Origin of the sequence: Kaistia hirudinis (assembly GCF_014196455.1) — a bacterium.
GTDB classification, from domain to species: Bacteria; Pseudomonadota; Alphaproteobacteria; order Rhizobiales; family Kaistiaceae; genus Kaistia; species Kaistia hirudinis.
The window spans coordinates 82,878-99,599 of the sequence record NZ_JACIDS010000003.1; the positions used below are offsets into that span (position 1 = coordinate 82,878).

The 16,722-nt window shown below is 67.6% G+C and carries 15 protein-coding genes; 14 read left to right on the forward strand and 1 reads right to left on the reverse strand.

Going from position 1 to position 16,722, the window contains the following annotated elements; translation table 11 throughout:
- Window positions 1-18: 18 nt before the first annotated feature.
- The 4 genes from GGR25_RS10475 to GGR25_RS10490 are packed head-to-tail and all read left to right on the forward strand — an operon-like array spanning window position 19 to window position 6,002.
- On the forward strand, window positions 19-2,796 hold the full coding sequence (locus GGR25_RS10475; protein WP_183398750.1) for a [protein-PII] uridylyltransferase: 2,778 nt from the start codon (window positions 19-21) through the stop codon (window positions 2,794-2,796).
- A 5-nt stretch (window positions 2,797-2,801) separates the two neighbouring features.
- Window positions 2,802-4,364: a murein biosynthesis integral membrane protein MurJ gene (gene murJ, locus GGR25_RS10480; RefSeq protein WP_183398751.1), complete on the forward strand. Its 1,563-nt coding sequence runs from the start codon at window positions 2,802-2,804 to the stop codon at window positions 4,362-4,364.
- Between the two features lie 56 nt (window positions 4,365-4,420).
- The gene (gene trpS, locus GGR25_RS10485) at window positions 4,421-5,461 is read left to right on the forward strand and encodes a tryptophan--tRNA ligase (RefSeq protein ID WP_183398752.1); all 1,041 of its coding nucleotides are present in this window, start codon (window positions 4,421-4,423) and stop codon (window positions 5,459-5,461) included.
- A gap of 46 nt (window positions 5,462-5,507) precedes the next feature.
- Window positions 5,508-6,002: a universal stress protein gene (locus tag GGR25_RS10490; protein WP_183399538.1), complete on the forward strand. Its 495-nt coding sequence runs from the start codon at window positions 5,508-5,510 to the stop codon at window positions 6,000-6,002.
- 60 nt (window positions 6,003-6,062) lie between these two features.
- Here the strand turns inward: GGR25_RS10490 and GGR25_RS10495 are convergent, their stop codons facing one another.
- Complete coding sequence (locus tag GGR25_RS10495) at window positions 6,063-7,679, reverse strand: alkaline phosphatase PhoX (RefSeq protein ID WP_183398753.1); 1,617 nt, start codon at window positions 7,677-7,679, stop codon at window positions 6,063-6,065.
- A 165-nt stretch (window positions 7,680-7,844) separates the two neighbouring features.
- Here GGR25_RS10495 and GGR25_RS10500 point away from each other — a divergent pair, with 165 nt between their 5' ends.
- From GGR25_RS10500 to lnt, 10 genes are all read left to right on the forward strand, one after another.
- Window positions 7,845-8,402, forward strand: coding sequence for a NifU family protein (locus tag GGR25_RS10500; protein WP_183398754.1), 558 nt, complete (start codon window positions 7,845-7,847; stop codon window positions 8,400-8,402).
- 37 nt (window positions 8,403-8,439) lie between these two features.
- A complete protein-coding gene (tsaB, locus tag GGR25_RS10505; protein WP_183398755.1) occupies window positions 8,440-9,105 on the forward strand; it encodes a tRNA (adenosine(37)-N6)-threonylcarbamoyltransferase complex dimerization subunit type 1 TsaB in 666 nt (221 codons plus the stop codon).
- Window positions 9,102-9,593: a GNAT family N-acetyltransferase gene (locus GGR25_RS10510; RefSeq protein WP_183398756.1), complete on the forward strand. Its 492-nt coding sequence runs from the start codon at window positions 9,102-9,104 to the stop codon at window positions 9,591-9,593. The genes tsaB and GGR25_RS10510 overlap by 4 nt, the downstream gene beginning before the upstream one ends.
- 38 nt (window positions 9,594-9,631) lie before the next feature.
- On the forward strand, window positions 9,632-10,120 hold the full coding sequence (locus tag GGR25_RS10515; protein ID WP_183398757.1) for a Fur family transcriptional regulator: 489 nt from the start codon (window positions 9,632-9,634) through the stop codon (window positions 10,118-10,120).
- The gene (gene olsA, locus GGR25_RS10520) at window positions 10,120-10,941 is read left to right on the forward strand and encodes a lyso-ornithine lipid O-acyltransferase (protein ID WP_183398758.1); all 822 of its coding nucleotides are present in this window, start codon (window positions 10,120-10,122) and stop codon (window positions 10,939-10,941) included. Before GGR25_RS10515 ends, olsA begins: the two co-directional genes overlap by 1 nt.
- A 55-nt stretch (window positions 10,942-10,996) precedes the next feature.
- Window positions 10,997-12,400 (forward strand): tRNA (N6-isopentenyl adenosine(37)-C2)-methylthiotransferase MiaB, encoded by a 1,404-nt coding sequence (gene miaB, locus GGR25_RS10525; RefSeq protein ID WP_183398759.1) that lies wholly within the window; start codon window positions 10,997-10,999, stop codon window positions 12,398-12,400.
- Window positions 12,401-12,453: 53 nt separating this feature from the next.
- Window positions 12,454-13,479, forward strand: a complete 1,026-nt coding sequence (locus GGR25_RS10530) for a PhoH family protein (protein WP_183399539.1) — start codon at window positions 12,454-12,456, stop codon at window positions 13,477-13,479.
- Window positions 13,476-13,988 (forward strand): rRNA maturation RNase YbeY, encoded by a 513-nt coding sequence (gene ybeY / locus GGR25_RS10535; protein WP_183398760.1) that lies wholly within the window; start codon window positions 13,476-13,478, stop codon window positions 13,986-13,988. The genes GGR25_RS10530 and ybeY overlap by 4 nt, the downstream gene beginning before the upstream one ends.
- A 12-nt stretch (window positions 13,989-14,000) precedes the next feature.
- Window positions 14,001-14,978 carry a hemolysin family protein gene (locus GGR25_RS10540; RefSeq protein ID WP_183398761.1) on the forward strand — a complete coding sequence of 326 codons (978 nt, stop codon included), beginning with the start codon at window positions 14,001-14,003 and terminating at the stop codon, window positions 14,976-14,978.
- A 67-nt stretch (window positions 14,979-15,045) separates the two neighbouring features.
- Window positions 15,046-16,686, forward strand: a complete 1,641-nt coding sequence (gene lnt, locus GGR25_RS10545) for an apolipoprotein N-acyltransferase (protein WP_183398762.1) — start codon at window positions 15,046-15,048, stop codon at window positions 16,684-16,686.
- The last annotated feature ends 36 nt before the right edge of the window (window positions 16,687-16,722 follow it).

Genomic DNA, 16,722 nt, shown 5'->3' on the forward strand with positions numbered 1-16,722 from the left:
GTGGATATCGCCTGACCGATGATCCGTTCCGACTCCGCTCTGGTCGACCGCGACGAACTCGCGGCCGAGCTCGAGACGATCGCCACCCATACCGACAAGTCCAAGCTGCGCGGCGCCGTGCTGGCGCGCCTCAAGGACGTCATGCGCAAGGGCCGGCAGCGCGCGGAGCAGGATCTGCTCGCCGGCGGCAAGGGCAGCGTCTGCGCCCGTCGCCTGTCCGACATGGTCGACGAACTGATCGGCGCGATCTTCCACCTCGCCGTCCGCCACGTCTATCCCGCGCAGAACCCCTCCTCGGCCGAGCGCATGGCCCTCGTCGCCGTCGGCGGCTATGGCCGCAGCATGCTGGCGCCGGGGTCCGACATCGATCTCCTCTTCCTGCTCCCCTACAAGCAGACGCCCTGGGGCGAGAGCGTGGTCGAGTTCGTGCTCTACATGCTCTGGGATCTCGGGCTGAAGGTCGGCCACGCGACGCGTAATGTCGATGAGTGCATCCGCCTGTCCGGCGGCGACATGACGATCCGCACGGCGATCCTCGAAGCGCGGTTCCTGTGGGGCGACGAGAAGCTTTTCGCCCAGCTCACCCAGCGCTTCGACGAGCAGGTGGTGAAGAACACGGGTCCGGCCTTCATCGCGGCCAAGCTCGCCGAGCGCGACGAGCGGCATCGCCGCCAGGGCGCCTCGCGCTATGTCGTCGAGCCGAACGTCAAGGAAGGCAAGGGCGGGCTCCGCGACCTGCACACGCTGTTCTGGATCGCGAAATACTTCTATCGCGTCCGTTCAGGTGATGCGCTGGTCGAGGCTGGCGTCTTCTCGCGCTCGGAGCTCGCTCTGTTCAGGAAGAGCGAGGAGTTCCTGTGGTCGGTGCGCTGCCACCTGCACTTCCTGACCGGACGCGCCGAGGAGCGGCTCTCCTTCGATCTCCAGCGCGAGATGGCGGTCCGCCTCGGCTACACCTCGCATCCGGGGCTCAAGGATGTCGAGCGCTTCATGAAGCATTACTTCCTCGTGGCGAAGGACGTGGGCGACCTGACGCTCATCTTCTGCGCCGCGCTGGAGGAGGAGCACGCCAAGGCGACGCCGGGGCTGAACCGCTTCTTCGGCTTCGCGCCGCGCCGCCGCGTCAAGAAGATCCCCGGATCGACGGATTTCGTCGTCGATCATGACCGCATCAACATGGCGAAACCGGACGTCTTCGAGCGCGATCCGGTCAATCTGATCCGCCTCTTCCACCTCGCCGACAAGCACAACCTCGCCTTCCATCCCGACCTGATGAAGGCGGCGACGCGTTCGCTGAAGCGCATCGACGGCAAGCTGCGCGAGGATCCGACGGCCAACAAGCTGTTCCTGGAACTGCTCGCCTCGCACAACCAGCCGGAAATCGTGCTGCGCCGGATGAATGAGGCCGGCGTGCTCGGCCGCTTCGTGCCGGATTTCGGCAAGGTCGTCGCGATGATGCAGTTCAACATGTATCATCACTATACGGTCGACGAGCATCTCATCCGCTCCATCGGCGTCCTCGCCTCGATCGAGCGCGGCGAGCGCGCCCAGGATCATCCGCTGGCCAACAGCCTGATCCCGAATATCCAGGATCGCGTCGTGCTCTATGTCGCGATGCTGCTGCACGACATCGCCAAGGGCCGGCCAGAAGATCATTCGATCGGCGGCGCCCGTGTGGCGCGGAAGCTCGGGCCGCGGCTCGGCCTGTCGCCGGCGCAGACCGAGACCGTGGCCTGGCTTGTCGAGAACCACCTCGTCATGAGCATGGTCGCGCAGTCGCGCGATCTCGGCGACCGCAAGACGATCCAGGACTTCGCCGCCGTGGTGCAGAGCCTCGAACGTCTCAAGATGCTGCTCATCCTGACGATCGCCGATATCTCCGCGGTCGGCCCCGGCGTGTGGAACGCCTGGAAGGGGCAGCTGCTGCGCACGCTCTATTACGAGACGGAACCGCTCCTGACCGGCGGCCACAGCCAGATCTCGCGCGACAAGCGCGTCGCAGCCGCGCGGGCGGAACTCGCCCAGGCGCTGGAGAACTGGCCTGCCGCCGAGCGCGAGGCCTATCTGGAGCGGCACTATCCGGCCTATTGGCTGCGCGTCGATCTCCCGCGCAAGATCGCCCATGCGGAGCTCCTGCGCGCCGCCGATGCCGAGGGACGGACGCTCGCGACCTCCGTCGCGGTGCGCGCCTTCGAGGGCGTCACCGAGATCACGGTCTTCGCGCCCGACCATCCGCGCCTGCTCTCGCTGATCGCCGGCGCCTGCACCGCCGCAGGCGGCAACATCGTCGACGCGCAGATCTTTACGACCGGCGACGGAAGGGCGCTCGACACGATCGTGCTGCAGCGCGAGCTTGAGTCCGACGAGGAAGAGCTGCGGCGCGGCAAGAAGGTCAGCACCCTCATCGAGGACGCGCTCTCGGGCACCGTGGCCCTGCCGGAGGCGATCGCCAAGAAGGCCAAGCCGCGGGCCAAGATCAAGGCGTTCACGGTCAAGACGCAGATCCTGATCGACAATTCCTGGTCGAACCAGTTCACCGTGATCGAGGCGTCCGGCCTCGACCGTCCCGGCCTCCTGTTCGACCTGACGCGCTCGATCTCGGATCTGAACCTGAACATCGCCTCGGCGCATGTCGCGACCTTCGGCGAGCGGGCCGTCGACGTGTTCTACGTCACCGATCTGATGGGCCGGAAGGTCACCAACGCCGCCCGCGAAGCGAATATCCGCCGGCGCCTGCAGCAGGCCTTCGAGGGCGAGGCGGCCGCGGAGAAGACATCCGTCCGCCGGACCGGCTGAGGCCGATGTCGCTGGCGCGCAACTTTGCGACGGTCGCCAGCTCGACGATGTCGAGCCGCCTGATCGGCTTCGTGCGCGACATGTTCATGGCGGCGGCGCTCGGCACGGGCCCCGTCGCTGACGCCTTCCTCGTCGCCTTCCGCCTGCCCAATCTCTTTCGCCGGCTCTTCGCCGAGGGGGCCTTCACGGCGGCTTTCATCCCGCTCTTCGCCCGCAGCCTCGAAGAGCAGGGGGAAGCAAGCGCGCATAATTTTGCCGGCGAAGTATTGGCCGTGCTGGCGCTGACCCTGCTGATCGTGACCATCATCGGCGAGATCTTCATGGCGCAGCTCATCGCCGTGATCGCGCCCGGCTTCGCGGCGGATCCGGCGAAGTTCGCGCTCGCGGTGCTGCTGACGCGGATCGCCCTGCCCTATCTCGCGCTGATCTCGCTGCTTGCCTTCTATAGCGGCGTGCTGAACGGCCATGGCCGCTTCCTTGCCGCCGCCATCGCGCCGGCGCTCCTGAACGTCGTCCTGGTCGCCGCGCTCGCCTATGTGCTGCTCAACGGTCTCGAAAACACTGAACAGGCCGGCTTGCTGCTCTCCGGCGCGACGCTGCTCGGCGGTCTCGCGCAGCTCGGCCTCGTCATCGCGGCGACGCGGCGGGCCGGCATCGCGCTGCCGCTGCTGTGGCCGCGCCTGACGGCAGGCGTCCGCCGTCTCGTCGCCCTCGCCGTGCCCGGCATCGTCGGCGGCGGCGTCACGCAGATCAACATCGTCATCGGCACGATCATCGCATCCTTCGCGCCGGGCGCGATCGCGGTCCTCGGTTATGCCGATCGCCTCTACCAGCTGCCGCTTGGCATTGTCGGCGCGACCATCGCCGTCGTCGTCCTGCCGGAGCTGTCGCGGCATTTGCGTGCCGGCCGGTTCGACGAGGCAGCCGATGTGCAGAACCGCAGCCTCGAATTCGCCATGGCGCTGACGCTCCCCGCCGCCATCGGCCTCGTCGTGCTGGCCGAGCCGATCGTGCGGGTCATCTATGAGCGCGGCGTGTTCGACGCGGCCGATACGGCCGCGACCGCGCGCACGCTTGCCGGCTTCGCGCTCGGCCTGCCGGCCTTCGTGCTGATCAAGGTATTCTCGCCCTGCTTCTTCGCCCGCGAGGACACGAAGACGCCGATGTGGGTGGCCGCGATCGGCGTCGTGATCAATACGGCCGGCTCGATCCTTCTGTTCGCCTCCATGCAGGAGCTCGGCATCGCGCTCGCGACCTCCGGCGCCGCGGCCGTCAACGCGGCCCTGCTCGGCGTGATCCTCGTGCGGCGTGGCCAGTTGGCCGCCGACCGCCGCTTGCTGCGCGCGCTGCCGCTGGTGATCGGCGCCGCGCTCGTCATGGGGGCGGCGATCCACGCCGGCGCGCTCGTCGCGGATCCCTGGCTGCGATCGGGGCGCAGCCTTCCCGCAGCGGCGGCGCTGGCCGCGATCTGCATCGGTGGGCTGGCCGTCTATGCGCTGCTCTGCCGGGTCACTGGCGTCGTCGATTTCGGCGCGCTCGCGCGGAGCCTCCGCGGTCGCCGCGGCTGACGCTTGCGCATGGCCGTGCGGCGCGCGATAAGGCGCGCGCAAAACGGGATTTCTCCATGACCGACTTCCAGCCGCGCGTCTTCTCGGGCGTCCAGCCCTCGGGCAATCTGCATCTCGGCAATTATCTCGGCGCGATCGTCAATTTCGTCGCGCTGCAGGAGAGCCATGACTGCATCTATTGCGTCGTCGACATGCATGCGATCACGGTCTGGCAGGATCCGCGCGAGCTCTCGCGCCAGATCCGCGAGGTGACCGCCGCCTTCGTCGCCTCCGGCATCGATCCCGTGAAGCACATCGTCTTCAACCAGAGCCAGGTCTCGGTCCATGCCGAGCTCGCCTGGGTGTTCAACTGCGTCGCCCGCATCGGCTGGATGAACCGGATGACGCAGTTCAAGGACAAGGCCGGCAAGGACAAGGAGAACGCCTCGCTCGGCCTCCTCGCCTATCCCAGCCTGATGGCGGCCGACATCCTCGCCTACAAGGCGACGCATGTTCCGGTCGGCGAGGATCAGAAGCAGCATCTCGAGCTGACGCGCGACATCGCCCAGAAGTTCAACAACGACTTCTCGGAATCGATCGCTGCGCATGGCTTCGGCGATGCCTATTTCCCCATCACCGAGCCGCTGATCACGGGGCCGGCGACGCGCATCATGTCGCTGCGCGACGGCACCAAGAAGATGTCGAAGTCGGATCCGTCCGACTATTCGCGCATCAACCTGACCGACGATGCCGATGCGATCGCGCAGAAGATCCGCAAGGCCAAGACGGATGCCGACGCTCTCCCCTCGGAGGTCGACGGCCTCAAGGGGCGGCCCGAGGCGGATAATCTGGTCGGCATCTATGCGGCGCTGGCGGGCACCACCAAGCAGCAGGTGCTCGACACGTTCGGCGGCCGCCAGTTCTCCGAGTTCAAGCCGGCGCTCGGCGAGCTCGCCGTGTCGCGCCTCGGCCCGATCGGCGAGGAGATGCGCCGCCTGATGCAGGACCCCGGCCATATCGACGCCATCCTCGCCGCCGGCGCCGCGCGCGCCGAGGCGATCGCGCGTCCCGTCATGGACGGCGTCAAGGACGTGGTCGGCTTCATTCGGCGCAACTGATGCGGCCCTTCGCCTTGCGGGCCGACGCGCCGGGTGGCAGCATCGCATCATGCTGAAGCGCAGAAGCACCGAGGCGGGCCACAGGCGCAAATTCCTGGCGCTGATCGATGACAGCCCCGAATGCTCGCGGGCCGTCGTCTATGCGGCGCGCCGCGCGGAGCGCACCAGCGGCGCGCTCGCCCTCCTCTATGTCATCGAGCCGTCCGGCTTCCAGCATTGGCTCGGCGTCGAGAGCATCATGCGCGCCGAAGCGAGCGAGGAAGCCGAGGCGACGCTCGCCCGCTTCGCCGATCTCGCGCGGCGCCATGGCTCGGTCGAGCCCGAGCTCGTGGTCCGCGAGGGCACGCCGGGCGAGCAGATCGCCGCGCTCATCGGCGAGGATGAGGACATCGCGATCCTCGTTCTGGCCGCCGGCATGGACAAGGAAGGTCCGGGTCCGCTGGTCCAGTCGATCGCCGGCCGCCTCGCAGGCACCTTCCCGGTTCCGATAACGATCGTGCCGGGCGCCCTGACCGACGAGGACATCGCCGCGATCGCCTGACCCAAACGACGAAGGGCGCCGGAGGCGCCCTTCGCTTGAGAAGCCGGTGGCGGATGCGCCTTACTTCTTCTTCGCGCCGGTCTCGTCCTGGACGATCTCGAAGGTGATGTTGCGGCCGTGCTGGCGGGTATAGAACACGCGCCAGCCATTCTCGAACGGCGTCGGGACGGCCGTGCCGATCAGGCCCTCGACCGTCGGGTCGCCATTGGAGACGTGGATACCGGTGATCTCGTTGTCGCCGTCGTTCTGGAAGCCTTCGGCCGAGGCCAGCGCCTCGTCGATGGTCGCCATGTCGTCGCGGCCCTGGCTCAGGAAGCGGACCGGATCGGGCGTGCTCGCCTTGGCGTAGTCCGCCGTCACGTCGACGATATAGCCGGAATCGAAGGCGTTGCGCTGCATGTGCAGCTTGTCGCCGGCATCCTCGACGACGAGCAGCTGCGTGTCGTTGAGGAAGGACAGATTGTCGAAGCCCGTGCGGGTGGCATCGCCGCGATAGATGAGCGCGACGGTGGCCTTGTCGGGGTTCTTCTTCGACTGCGCGATCTTGAACACGCCGCCGAACCCACCGAAATCGACGCCGGCCTCGGTCTTGGCGTTGGTGTCGCCGGTCGCCGTGAAATAGAACTCCTTGAAGCTCGTTCCCGGACGGAACTGGCCGTTCTCGGGGCGCTTGAACGGCGTGCCGCCCGCCTTCTTGGCGAGATCATTCGCGTCGAAGGCCTCGGCCGGATGCTCGTCGCTGTCGCGGATGGTGACCCACTTCGCCGGCAGCTCGTTGCCATAGGTGTAGAGGGTCTTCTGGTTCGGCGAGAGGATGTCGCCGTCGATATTGTCCTTGTTGAAGACGATCGGCTGCGACTGCGCGTCGAGCACCTGCAGAACCTGCAGCTTGCCGCCGAGCGCGAGGTTCGTCTTGTCCTTCGGCACGAAGCGATAGACGAAGGAGTTCGGCTGCTTGGCGTTCTTGGTCTTCGGGCCGCCCTTGCCGCCGGCGTCCTCGACCAGCCAGAGCGCGCCGTCGCTGTCGACTTCGACGCCCTCATAGGCGGCGCGGCCGGTGAAAGCCGAGATGTCGACGACCTTGGACGGGAAATCGACCGTCGCGGTCCACACGCCGCCATCCGCGCCTTCCTCGGAGGTCAGCAGCAGCACCTTGGCGAAGGGATCCCAGGCGGAGCCGTCGATGAGCGGCAGCGGCTTGCCGTCGACATCGGTGTCGGCCATCAGCGTGACGCGGTGCGACTTCGGCGCGTCGAGATTGATGCGGGTCAGCCCGCCGCGCGAGACGCCGTTCTCGTCCTTCGGGCCGTTCTCATGGCCCTGGAACAGGAAATGCGTGCCGTACTTGACGCCCTTGGCCGGGCCGGTCGTGCCCTCGAGCACGAGATAGGTGTTCTTGTCGGGCTCGGTCTTGGTCGCCTCGACCAGGTGGTCCTTGGAGGGAACGGCGCCCTTGGCCGGGACGAGCGGGCCGTCCTTGGCATAGCCGTAATAGCCGAGATATTTTGACGGGTTCTCGAGCTTGAAGGCGCCCTCGGCGACCGGCACCTGGGCCAGGCCCTTGGCCAGCGTGTCCCCGGCGGGGGTGACCTGCGCGGAGCTGAGCTTGATCGGATCGGCGAGAGCGGGTAGCGAGAGCGCAACGAGCGCGCTGGTAGCGAGCAGCGTGATCTTCATGGTGAGAATGTCCCCGTGGTGGCGAGAGACCATCCCGATAGGCCTGGACTATAACGTTCCCGTGACAGGCATCGACCCAGCCTGTTTGCGGACCTGGCCTTGAAGCGGGGCGATTGATCCATCACATTGTGGTTTCGAAGAATTCCAAGGTGACGTGAGGCCCAAATGTTCATCCAGACCGAAGCGACACCCAATCCGTCGACGCTCAAGTTCCTCCCCGGCCGCCCCGTGCTTCCCGACAGCACGGCGGAATTCCGCGATTCGGCCGAGGCCGGCCGCTCGCCGCTGGCCGAGCGGCTGTTCGCGGTCTCCGGCGTCTCGGGCGTTTTCCTTGGCCACGACTTCATCTCCGTGACCAAGAGCGACGGCGAATGGCAGCACCTGAAGCCCGCCCTGCTCGGCGCGATCATGGAGCATTTCGTCGCCGGCGTTCCGGTGATGGCCTCGTCCGATCTCTCCGCGCATGAGGGCGAGTTCTTCGACGAAGCCGATGGCGAAATCGTCGAGACGATCAAGGAGCTGATCGAGACCCGCGTCCGCCCCGCGGTGGCGCAGGATGGCGGCGACATCACCTTCCAGGGCTTCCGCGACGGCATCGTCTATCTCAACATGCGCGGCTCCTGCGCGGGTTGCCCGTCGTCCACGGCGACGCTGAAGCACGGTATCCAGAACCTCCTCCGCCATTTCGTGCCCGAGGTTCGCGAGGTCCAGTCGGTCGGCTGATCTCGACAGCGCCCTGCCGGCCGGCTATGGCCTCGGCATGATTGTGCTGGCTATCGATACCGCGCTCGAAAACTGCTCCGTTGCGATCTCCGACGGCTCCGATGTCTGGCATCGCGAGCAGGCGATCGGCCGCGGCCATGCCGAGGTGCTGATGCCGGCTGTCGCGGCGATGCTGGGCGAGGCCGGCCGGACCGCCCATGATCTGGATCGCATCGTGGTGACGACAGGGCCGGGCTCCTTCACGGGCCTGCGCGTCGGCATCGCCGCCGCGCGCGGCCTCGGCCTTGCGGCCGGCGTTCCCGTGGTCGGCGTCTCGACGCTGGCGGCGCATGCCTTCCTCGCCGCGACGCTCCGGCGCGAGGCCGGCGGGCCGCCCCGCCTCATCCTCGCCCTCATTCCCGCGCGCGCCGACGAGCTCTTCGGGCAGCTGTTCTCGGCCGATGCCGAATCGCTCGAACCGCTGATGGTCGCCTCGGCTGAGGCCTTTACCGCCCGGGCGCGGGAGCTTGGTTGCGACGTTGCAGGCGCGGGCGCCGCGCTGCTCGGCGCGGATTTCGCGCCGCTGCATCTGCGCGCGGCGCCCTCCGTGACGGCTCTCCTCGCCTTCGGCGCCAGCCTCGATCCCGCATCCCATCCGCCGGCCCCGGTCTATGGCAAGCCGCCGGACGCTGCGCCGTTCAAGGGCGGGATCGCGCGGCGATGATCGAGCTTCTGCCGCGGCCGCGGATCTTCTTCGACCAGGTGCGGGATGCGTCCGACATCGAGGCGCTCGCCGCCATTCACGCCGAGTCCTTCGGCCGTGGCTGGAGTGTGGACGAGTTCGAATCGCTGCTCGCCGACGACATGGTCCAGTGCATCGTGTTGCGGCGCGAATCGGTGTTCGGCTGGCGCCGCGTGCTCGGTTTCGTCATGGCCCGCAACGCGGCCGGCGAGGCGGAGGTCTTGACGGTCGCCGTGTCGCAGCTTCGCCGGGGCCGCGGCTATGGCCGCCGGCTGATGGAGGAGCTCCTGCGGCGCTATTATGCGGAGCGAGTCGCCGACATCTTCCTCGAGGTGGACGAGCAGAATCCGCCGGCGCTGGCGCTTTATCGGCGCCTCGGCTTCGTCGAGGTCGGCCGGCGCAAGGGATACTATCGCGATGCCGAGGGTCGTCAGAGCACGGCCCTTGTCTTGCGGTTGCAACTTCACTAAGCGGCTGTCACCTTGCCGGCAGCCGAAGGACGGGCGGGATGAGCGACAATACGCCGATACCGACGCTTGAGGAGGCGTGTGCCGCCAAGGGCATGCGCATGACAGAGCAGCGTCGCATCATTGCGCGGGTGCTCGACGAGGCGACGGACCACCCCGATGTCGAGGAGGTCTATCGGCGCGCCTTCGCGATCGATGCGCGCATCTCGATCTCGACCGTCTATCGCACCGTGAAGCTGTTCGAGGACGCCGGCATCATCGAGCGTCACGATTTCCGCGACGGCCGCAGCCGTTACGAGACCGTCTCTGAGGAGCATCACGATCATCTGATCGATCTCCGCTCGGGCGAAGTGATCGAGTTCCGCAGCGAAGAGATCGAGGCCCTGCAGGACATGATCGCCCAGCGGCTCGGCTTCCGCCTCGTCGATCATCGCCTGGAACTCTACTGCGTCCCGCTCGCCGACCGGGCCAAGACCGAGCCGGGCAGGAACGACATGGACAAGAACGACCCGGACAAGAAGGAGACTTGATGGCCCGGCTCCGCGTCGGCATCGTTCTGATCGTCCTGGCGATCACGACGCTCGTCCTTTTGCCGGTCCAGCTCATAGCGATCCGCTTCTTCCCGGCGCTGGCGGCGCGCGTGCCGATGGCGTGGCAGCGGGTCGCGGCCTTCTGCCTCGGCCTCAAGGTCACGATGCAGGGCGAGCCCTCCGCCAAGCGGCCGCTGATGATCGTCTCGAATCACGTCTCCTGGCTCGATATCGTCACGCTCGGCTCGGCATTGCCGGTGTCCTTCATTGCCAAGAGCGAGGTCGGCACCTGGCCGGTGGTCAAATGGCTGGCGCGGCTGCAACGCAGCGTTTTCGTCGACCGCACGCGGCGCGCGATGACCTCGGCCTCGACCGAGGCGATCGCGGGTCGCCTGCGCGCAGGCGACACGATGGTGCTCTTCGCGGAGGGGACGACCGATGACGGGATCTCCGTGCTGCCATTCCGCAGTGCGCTCGTTGGGGCCGCGCAGGAGGTGGCTGGCGCAGAGGCTTCGGCGGTCGTCCAGCCGGTCGCGATCGTCTATACGGCGCTGCAGGGTATTCCGATCGGCCGGCTCCGCATGTCGGATGTCGCCTGGCATGGCGACATGGACCTCGCCCCGCATCTCCTCGGCCTGATCGGTGTCGGCGCGATCGATGCGGTCGTCGTCTTCGGCACGCCGATCCCCTTCGGGCCCGATGCCGACCGCAAGACGGTCACCGCCGCGGCCGAGGCGGAGGTGCGCCGCATGGTGCGTGCGGCACGCGCGGCGCGGGGGCCGCGTCGCGCGCCTATTCTCACGGGAGCCGAAAGCGGCTAGGAAAGGTCGGGAAACAGCGGGCTCCTCCGCCGCTGGCCATTCAACCCGGGGACCGATGACCGGAACGCCGAACACGAAGCGCGTCTTCATCAAGACCTATGGCTGCCAGATGAACGTCTACGATTCCGATCGTATGACGGACGCACTGGCGATCGAAGGCTACGAGCCGACCGATCATGTCGAAGACGCCGATCTCGTTCTCCTGAACACCTGCCACATCCGCGAGAAGGCCGCCGAGAAGGTTTATTCCGAACTCGGTCGCGTTCGCGTGCTGAAGGAGGCGGCTGCGCGGGAAGGGCGGCGCGTCGTCGTGGGCGTCGCCGGCTGCGTCGCGCAGGCCGAGGGCGACGAGATTGCCCGGCGTGCGCCGGTGGTCGACCTCGTCGTCGGGCCGCAATCCTACCAGCATCTGCCCGCGCTTCTGGCCGATGTCGCGCGCGGCAAGCGTCCGGTCGAGACCGAGTTCGCGATCGCCGAGAAGTTCGAGCGCCTGCCGGCCGCCGCGCGCGAACGCACGCAGAGCCGCGGCGTGACCGCCTTCCTGACGATCCAGGAAGGCTGCGACAAGTTCTGCACCTTCTGCGTCGTGCCCTATACGCGCGGTGCCGAGGTCTCGCGCCCCGTCGCGCGGATCGTCGAGGAAGCCGAGCGACTGGTGGAAGCGGGCGTGCGCGAGGTGACGCTGCTCGGCCAGAACGTCAATGCCTGGCACGGCGCCGGTCCGGATGGCAGCGAGTGGGGCCTCGGCCAGCTGCTCTACCGCCTCGCGGAGATCCCCGGCCTCGCGCGGCTGCGCTATACCACCAGCCATCCGCGCGACATGGACGATGCGCTGATCGCGGTCCATCGCGACCTGCCGGCGCTGATGCCCTATCTCCACCTTCCGGTGCAATCGGGCTCCGACGCCATTCTCGCGGCCATGAACCGGCGCCATCGCGCCGATGATTATCTCCGCCTCGTCGACCGCATCCGCGACGTGCGGCCGGACATCGCGATGTCCGGCGACTTCATCGTCGGCTTTCCCGGCGAGAGCGACGCGGATTTCGAGGCGACGATGCGTCTCGTCGAGCGCGTCGGCTACGCCGCGGCCTACTCGTTCAAGTATAGCCCCCGGCCGGGCACGCCGGCCGCCGGCCTCGGCACGCAGGTGTCCGACGCCGTCGCGAGCGAACGCCTCTATCGCCTTCAAGCTCTCATTGCAGCCCAGCAGACCGCCTTCAACCAGTCAAAGGTCGGAACCCATATGGACGTGCTGTTCGAGCGAGCCGGCCGCCGCCCCGGCCAGATCATGGGGCGCTCGCCCTATCTCCAGGCCGTCCAGCTTGACGGCGATCCATCCTGGATCGGCCGCATCGGCCGCGTGGCGATCTCGGGCCTCGGCACGAATTCGCTGTTCGGCGCCCGCATCGAGGCCGTCCCGGCCCCGCGCGCAACCCCCCTGCCGGAGATGGCGACGTGAACGCACGCTCCTCGACACCGCATCGCCCGACCCGCGGCGGACGCGTATCGGACATGTCGCATGCCTCTGACATCGCCCATGTCGTGATCGGCTTCGACGATAATCGCCTGGCGAGCGAGTTGTTCGGCCAGTTCGACCAGAACCTCGCGATTCTCGAGCAGAAGCTGGGCATTGAAGCGGTTGCCCGCGGCAACCAGCTCACCATCCGCGGCCGGCCGGAGGCCTGTGCCCAGGCGCGTCTCGCGCTCGACCTTCTCTATATCCGCCTGCAGCAGGGCCACGAGATCGGGCCGGGCGATGTCGAAGGCGCGCTCCGCATGGCCGAGACGGCCGATGAGCAGTTGAGCCTGCCGAGCTTTGAGCCGCGCGGCCGCCTCGCCATGGCGCAGATCTCGACCCGCCGCCGCACCATCATGGCCCGCAACCCGGCGCAGGACGCCTATATCCGGGCGATGGATCGCTCGGAAATGGTGTTCGGCATCGGGCCGGCCGGCACGGGCAAGACCTATCTCGCCGTCGCCTATGCCGCGGCGCTGATCGAGCGCGGCGATGTCTCGCGGCTCATCCTGTCGCGTCCGGCCGTCGAGGCGGGCGAGCGTCTCGGCTTCCTGCCGGGCGACATGAAGGAGAAGGTCGACCCCTATCTGCGGCCGCTCTATGACGCGCTCTACGACATGATGCCCGCCGACAAGGTCGAGCGCGGGCTCACCTCCGGCATGATCGAGGTGGCGCCGCTCGCCTTCATGCGCGGCCGTACGCTCGCCAATGCCGTCGTGATCCTGGACGAGGCGCAGAATACGACCTCGATGCAGATGAAGATGTTCCTGACGCGTATCGGCGAGGGATCGCGCATGATCATCACGGGCGATCCGAGCCAGGTCGACCTGCCGAACGGCCAGGTTTCCGGCCTCGCCGAGGCGGTCGACATTCTCCGCGACGTTCCCGGCATCGTGCAGATCCGCTTCAGCGATGTCGACGTGGTGCGCCATCCGCTCGTCGGGCGCATTGTCCGCGCCTATGATGCGGTGTCGCGGCTGCCATCGGCGCCGCATCGCGGAGGCCAGGGGGAAGAGGCATGACGGCCGAACTGCCGATCGCCGTCGACGTGCTGGTCGAGGCCGGCACCTGGCCGGCCAATTCGGAACTCGCCAAGCTGGTCGCGGACGCCGTCGAGGCGAGCATCGCGGTCGGCGGGCTGCGCTTCGTCGAGGGCTCCGAGCTCTCGGTCGTCTTCACGGACGATGATCATGTGCGCGCGCTCAACGCGCATTATCGCGAGAAGGACCGGCCGACCAATGTTCTCTCCTTCCCCGGCACGCCGCCGGGCCGCGACCGGTTCGGGCCGCTGCTCGGCGATATCGTGCTGGCGCAGGAGACCGTTTCGGCCGAAGCGGAGCAGGAAGACCTTCCCTTCGAGCACCACCTCACCCACTTGGTTGTGCACGGCTTGCTTCACCTCTTCGGTCATGATCACATCGAGGACGCAGAGGCCGAACGCATGGAAGCGCTGGAAACCAAGATTCTTGGCCGCCTCGGCGTTGCAGATCCCTATGCCGGAGCTGAGCTCGACGGCGGCGCGCACCACTAGATTGACAGGACGATGACCGACACTGACACGCCCGGCTCGGGCGCCGAAGCGAACCCGGAACCCCAGAGTAGCCAGAGCTCCGCCCCGGAACGGGAGGCGGAAAGAAGTCCCGAAAGCTGGCTCGACCGCCTGCGTCAGGTGGTCGGCCTGAAGCCTGCGGCGTCGCTGCGGGCCAATATCGAGGATGCGCTCGCGGGCGAGGGGGCCGAGGACGCCTTCTCCGACGAAGAGCGGCGCATGCTGCGCAATATCCTGCATCTGCGCGAGGTCCGCGTCGACGACGTGATGGTGCCGCGGGCGGATATCCTGGCGATCGAGGTCGACACCACGCTCGGCGAGGCGCTGAAGGCGTTCCGCGAATCCGGCCATTCGCGCATGCCGGTCTATCGCGAGTCGCTCGATGATCCGATCGGCATGGTCCACATCAAGGACCTGATGGGCCACATCATGTCGGAGGCGCTGGCCGATGGCGCGCTGGATCTTTCCCGCGTCGACCTGACCGTGAAGCTCGCCGACGCCGATCTCGTGCGCCGCGTTCTCTTCGTGCCGGCCTCCATGCATGCGGCGACCATGCTGTCGACCATGCAGGCCAATCGCGTCCAGATGGCGGTGGTCATCGACGAATATGGCGGCACGGACGGGCTGGTTTCGCTCGAGGATGTCGTCGAGATCGTGTTTGGCGAGATCGAGGACGAGCACGACGAGGAAGAGGCGCCGCAGATCGTGCGCGAGGCGGATGGCAGCTTCCTCGCCGACGCGCGCGCCGACCTCGACGAGTTCGAGACCGCGATCGGGACCCGACTCGATCTCGGCTCCGAGCATGACGACGTCGATACGGTCGGTGGTCTCGTCTTCACGCTGCTCGGGCGCATCCCCTTGCCGGGCGAGCGGGTCGACATTCCCGGTGGCCTCGAATTCGAGATCCTCGATTCCGATCGCCGTCGCGTGAAGCGGCTGCGCGTGCGCCGGCGCGACGCCGCCGCGGCTTGACCGCTTGCGGCGGCTCGCTCATCCCTGACGCGAAACGTGACCGCCTGACCGATTCGAGGATCCGCTCATGCCGCACCGGTCCGCACCGGGGCGAGCCGCGCTCGCCTTCGGGCGCTTCGCCCTGCTGAGCTGGGGCTGGCGGCGGCTGGCGCTCGCGGGCGGTGCCGGCGCGCTGTCGGCGCTCGCGCTTGCCCCGCTCGGCTGGCTTCCGGTCCTCTGGCTGACCATGCCGGTTCTGGTCTGGCTGCTCGATGGCTGTATTCCCGCGCCGGGTGCTGGCCTTGGCGCGCGCCTCGCCGCACCCTTCCTCGTCGGCTGGAGCTTCGGCTTCGGCTATTTCCTCGGCGGCCTCTGGTGGATCGGCGTCGCCTTCTTCGCCGATGCCGGCGCCCTGCTCTGGCTCATGCCCCTCGCGGTGCTGATGCTCCCCGCTGGCCTCGCGCTGTTCTGGGGCGTCGCCACGGCGGCAGCGCGCTGCTTCTGGCCCGAGGGATGGCCCCGCCTCCTCGTGCTCGCCGTGGCGCTGAGCCTCGCCGAATGGCTGCGCGGCCATGTGTTGACCGGATTTCCCTGGAATGCGCTCGGCTACACGCTGATGCCGGCACCCTTGCTGATGCAGATCGCGTCCCTGATCGGGCTTTGGGGCGTGACGCTGCTCGCCATCCTCGTCTTTGCGGCGCCGGTGCTCATCTTCGGGCCGACGGCCCATGCGCGGCGCGGCGACCGCATCGTCTTCGTCGCGATCCTCGTCCTGTTCGCGGCCGATGCCGGCTTCGGCGCCCTGCGGCTTGCGCGCGCCGAAGGGGGCTTTGTCGACGGCGTGAACCTCCGCCTCGTGCAGCCGGTGATTCCGCAGGACGAGAAATGGTCGCCCGATCGCGGCGACGAGGTCATGGCCCGCTATCTCGGGCTCAGTGCGACCGGCATGACCGAGGGTGGCAAGCCGCCCTTCACCGTCCTCGTCTGGCCGGAGACCGCGTTCCCCTTCTATCTGACGGATCGTCCCAATGCGCTCGCCGCGATCGGCGCGCTGCTGCCGCCCGGCACGACCCTCCTGACCGGCGCGGTGCGCGCGGAGCCTGATGCCAGCGAGCCTTTCGGCGCCCGCGTCTTCAACAGCCTCTATGTCATCGGCGATGACGGCGCGATCCTCGATGCCTATGACAAGGTGCATCTGGTGCCGTTCGGCGAGTATCTGCCGTTCGAGACATGGTTCAGGCGAATCGGTCTGCGCCAGATGGTAGCGCTGCCGGGCGGGTTCGACCCCGGCCGACGCCTGCGCACGATCGCGCTGCCCAATGCACCGTCGTTCGGCGCCCTGATCTGTTACGAGATCATCTTTCCCGGTGCCGCGACCGATCGGGTCGATCGGCCGGCCTGGCTTGTAAACGTCACCAATGATGCCTGGTTCGGCGATACGCCGGGCCCGCGTCAGCATCTCCAGCAAGCCGTCGTCCGCGCCGTGGAGGAGGGGCTGCCGCTGGCCCGTGCCGCCAATTCCGGGGTTTCAGCCATCGTGGACCCCTATGGCCGGATCCTGGCGCAGAAGGGTGTAAACGTCGCTGGCGTGGTAGATGGGCCGCTCCCGCAAGCGACCGCGCCGACTATCTACTCACGCTTTGGTGATACGATCTATTTCGGTTTGGCTCTGTTGTTTTTGGGTGCGGCCGCTACTGGTAATTTCACTAGAACTAAACGTCGCAATTGACACGATCTGAGATGCGCCGCATTTTGCCCCCCGTGG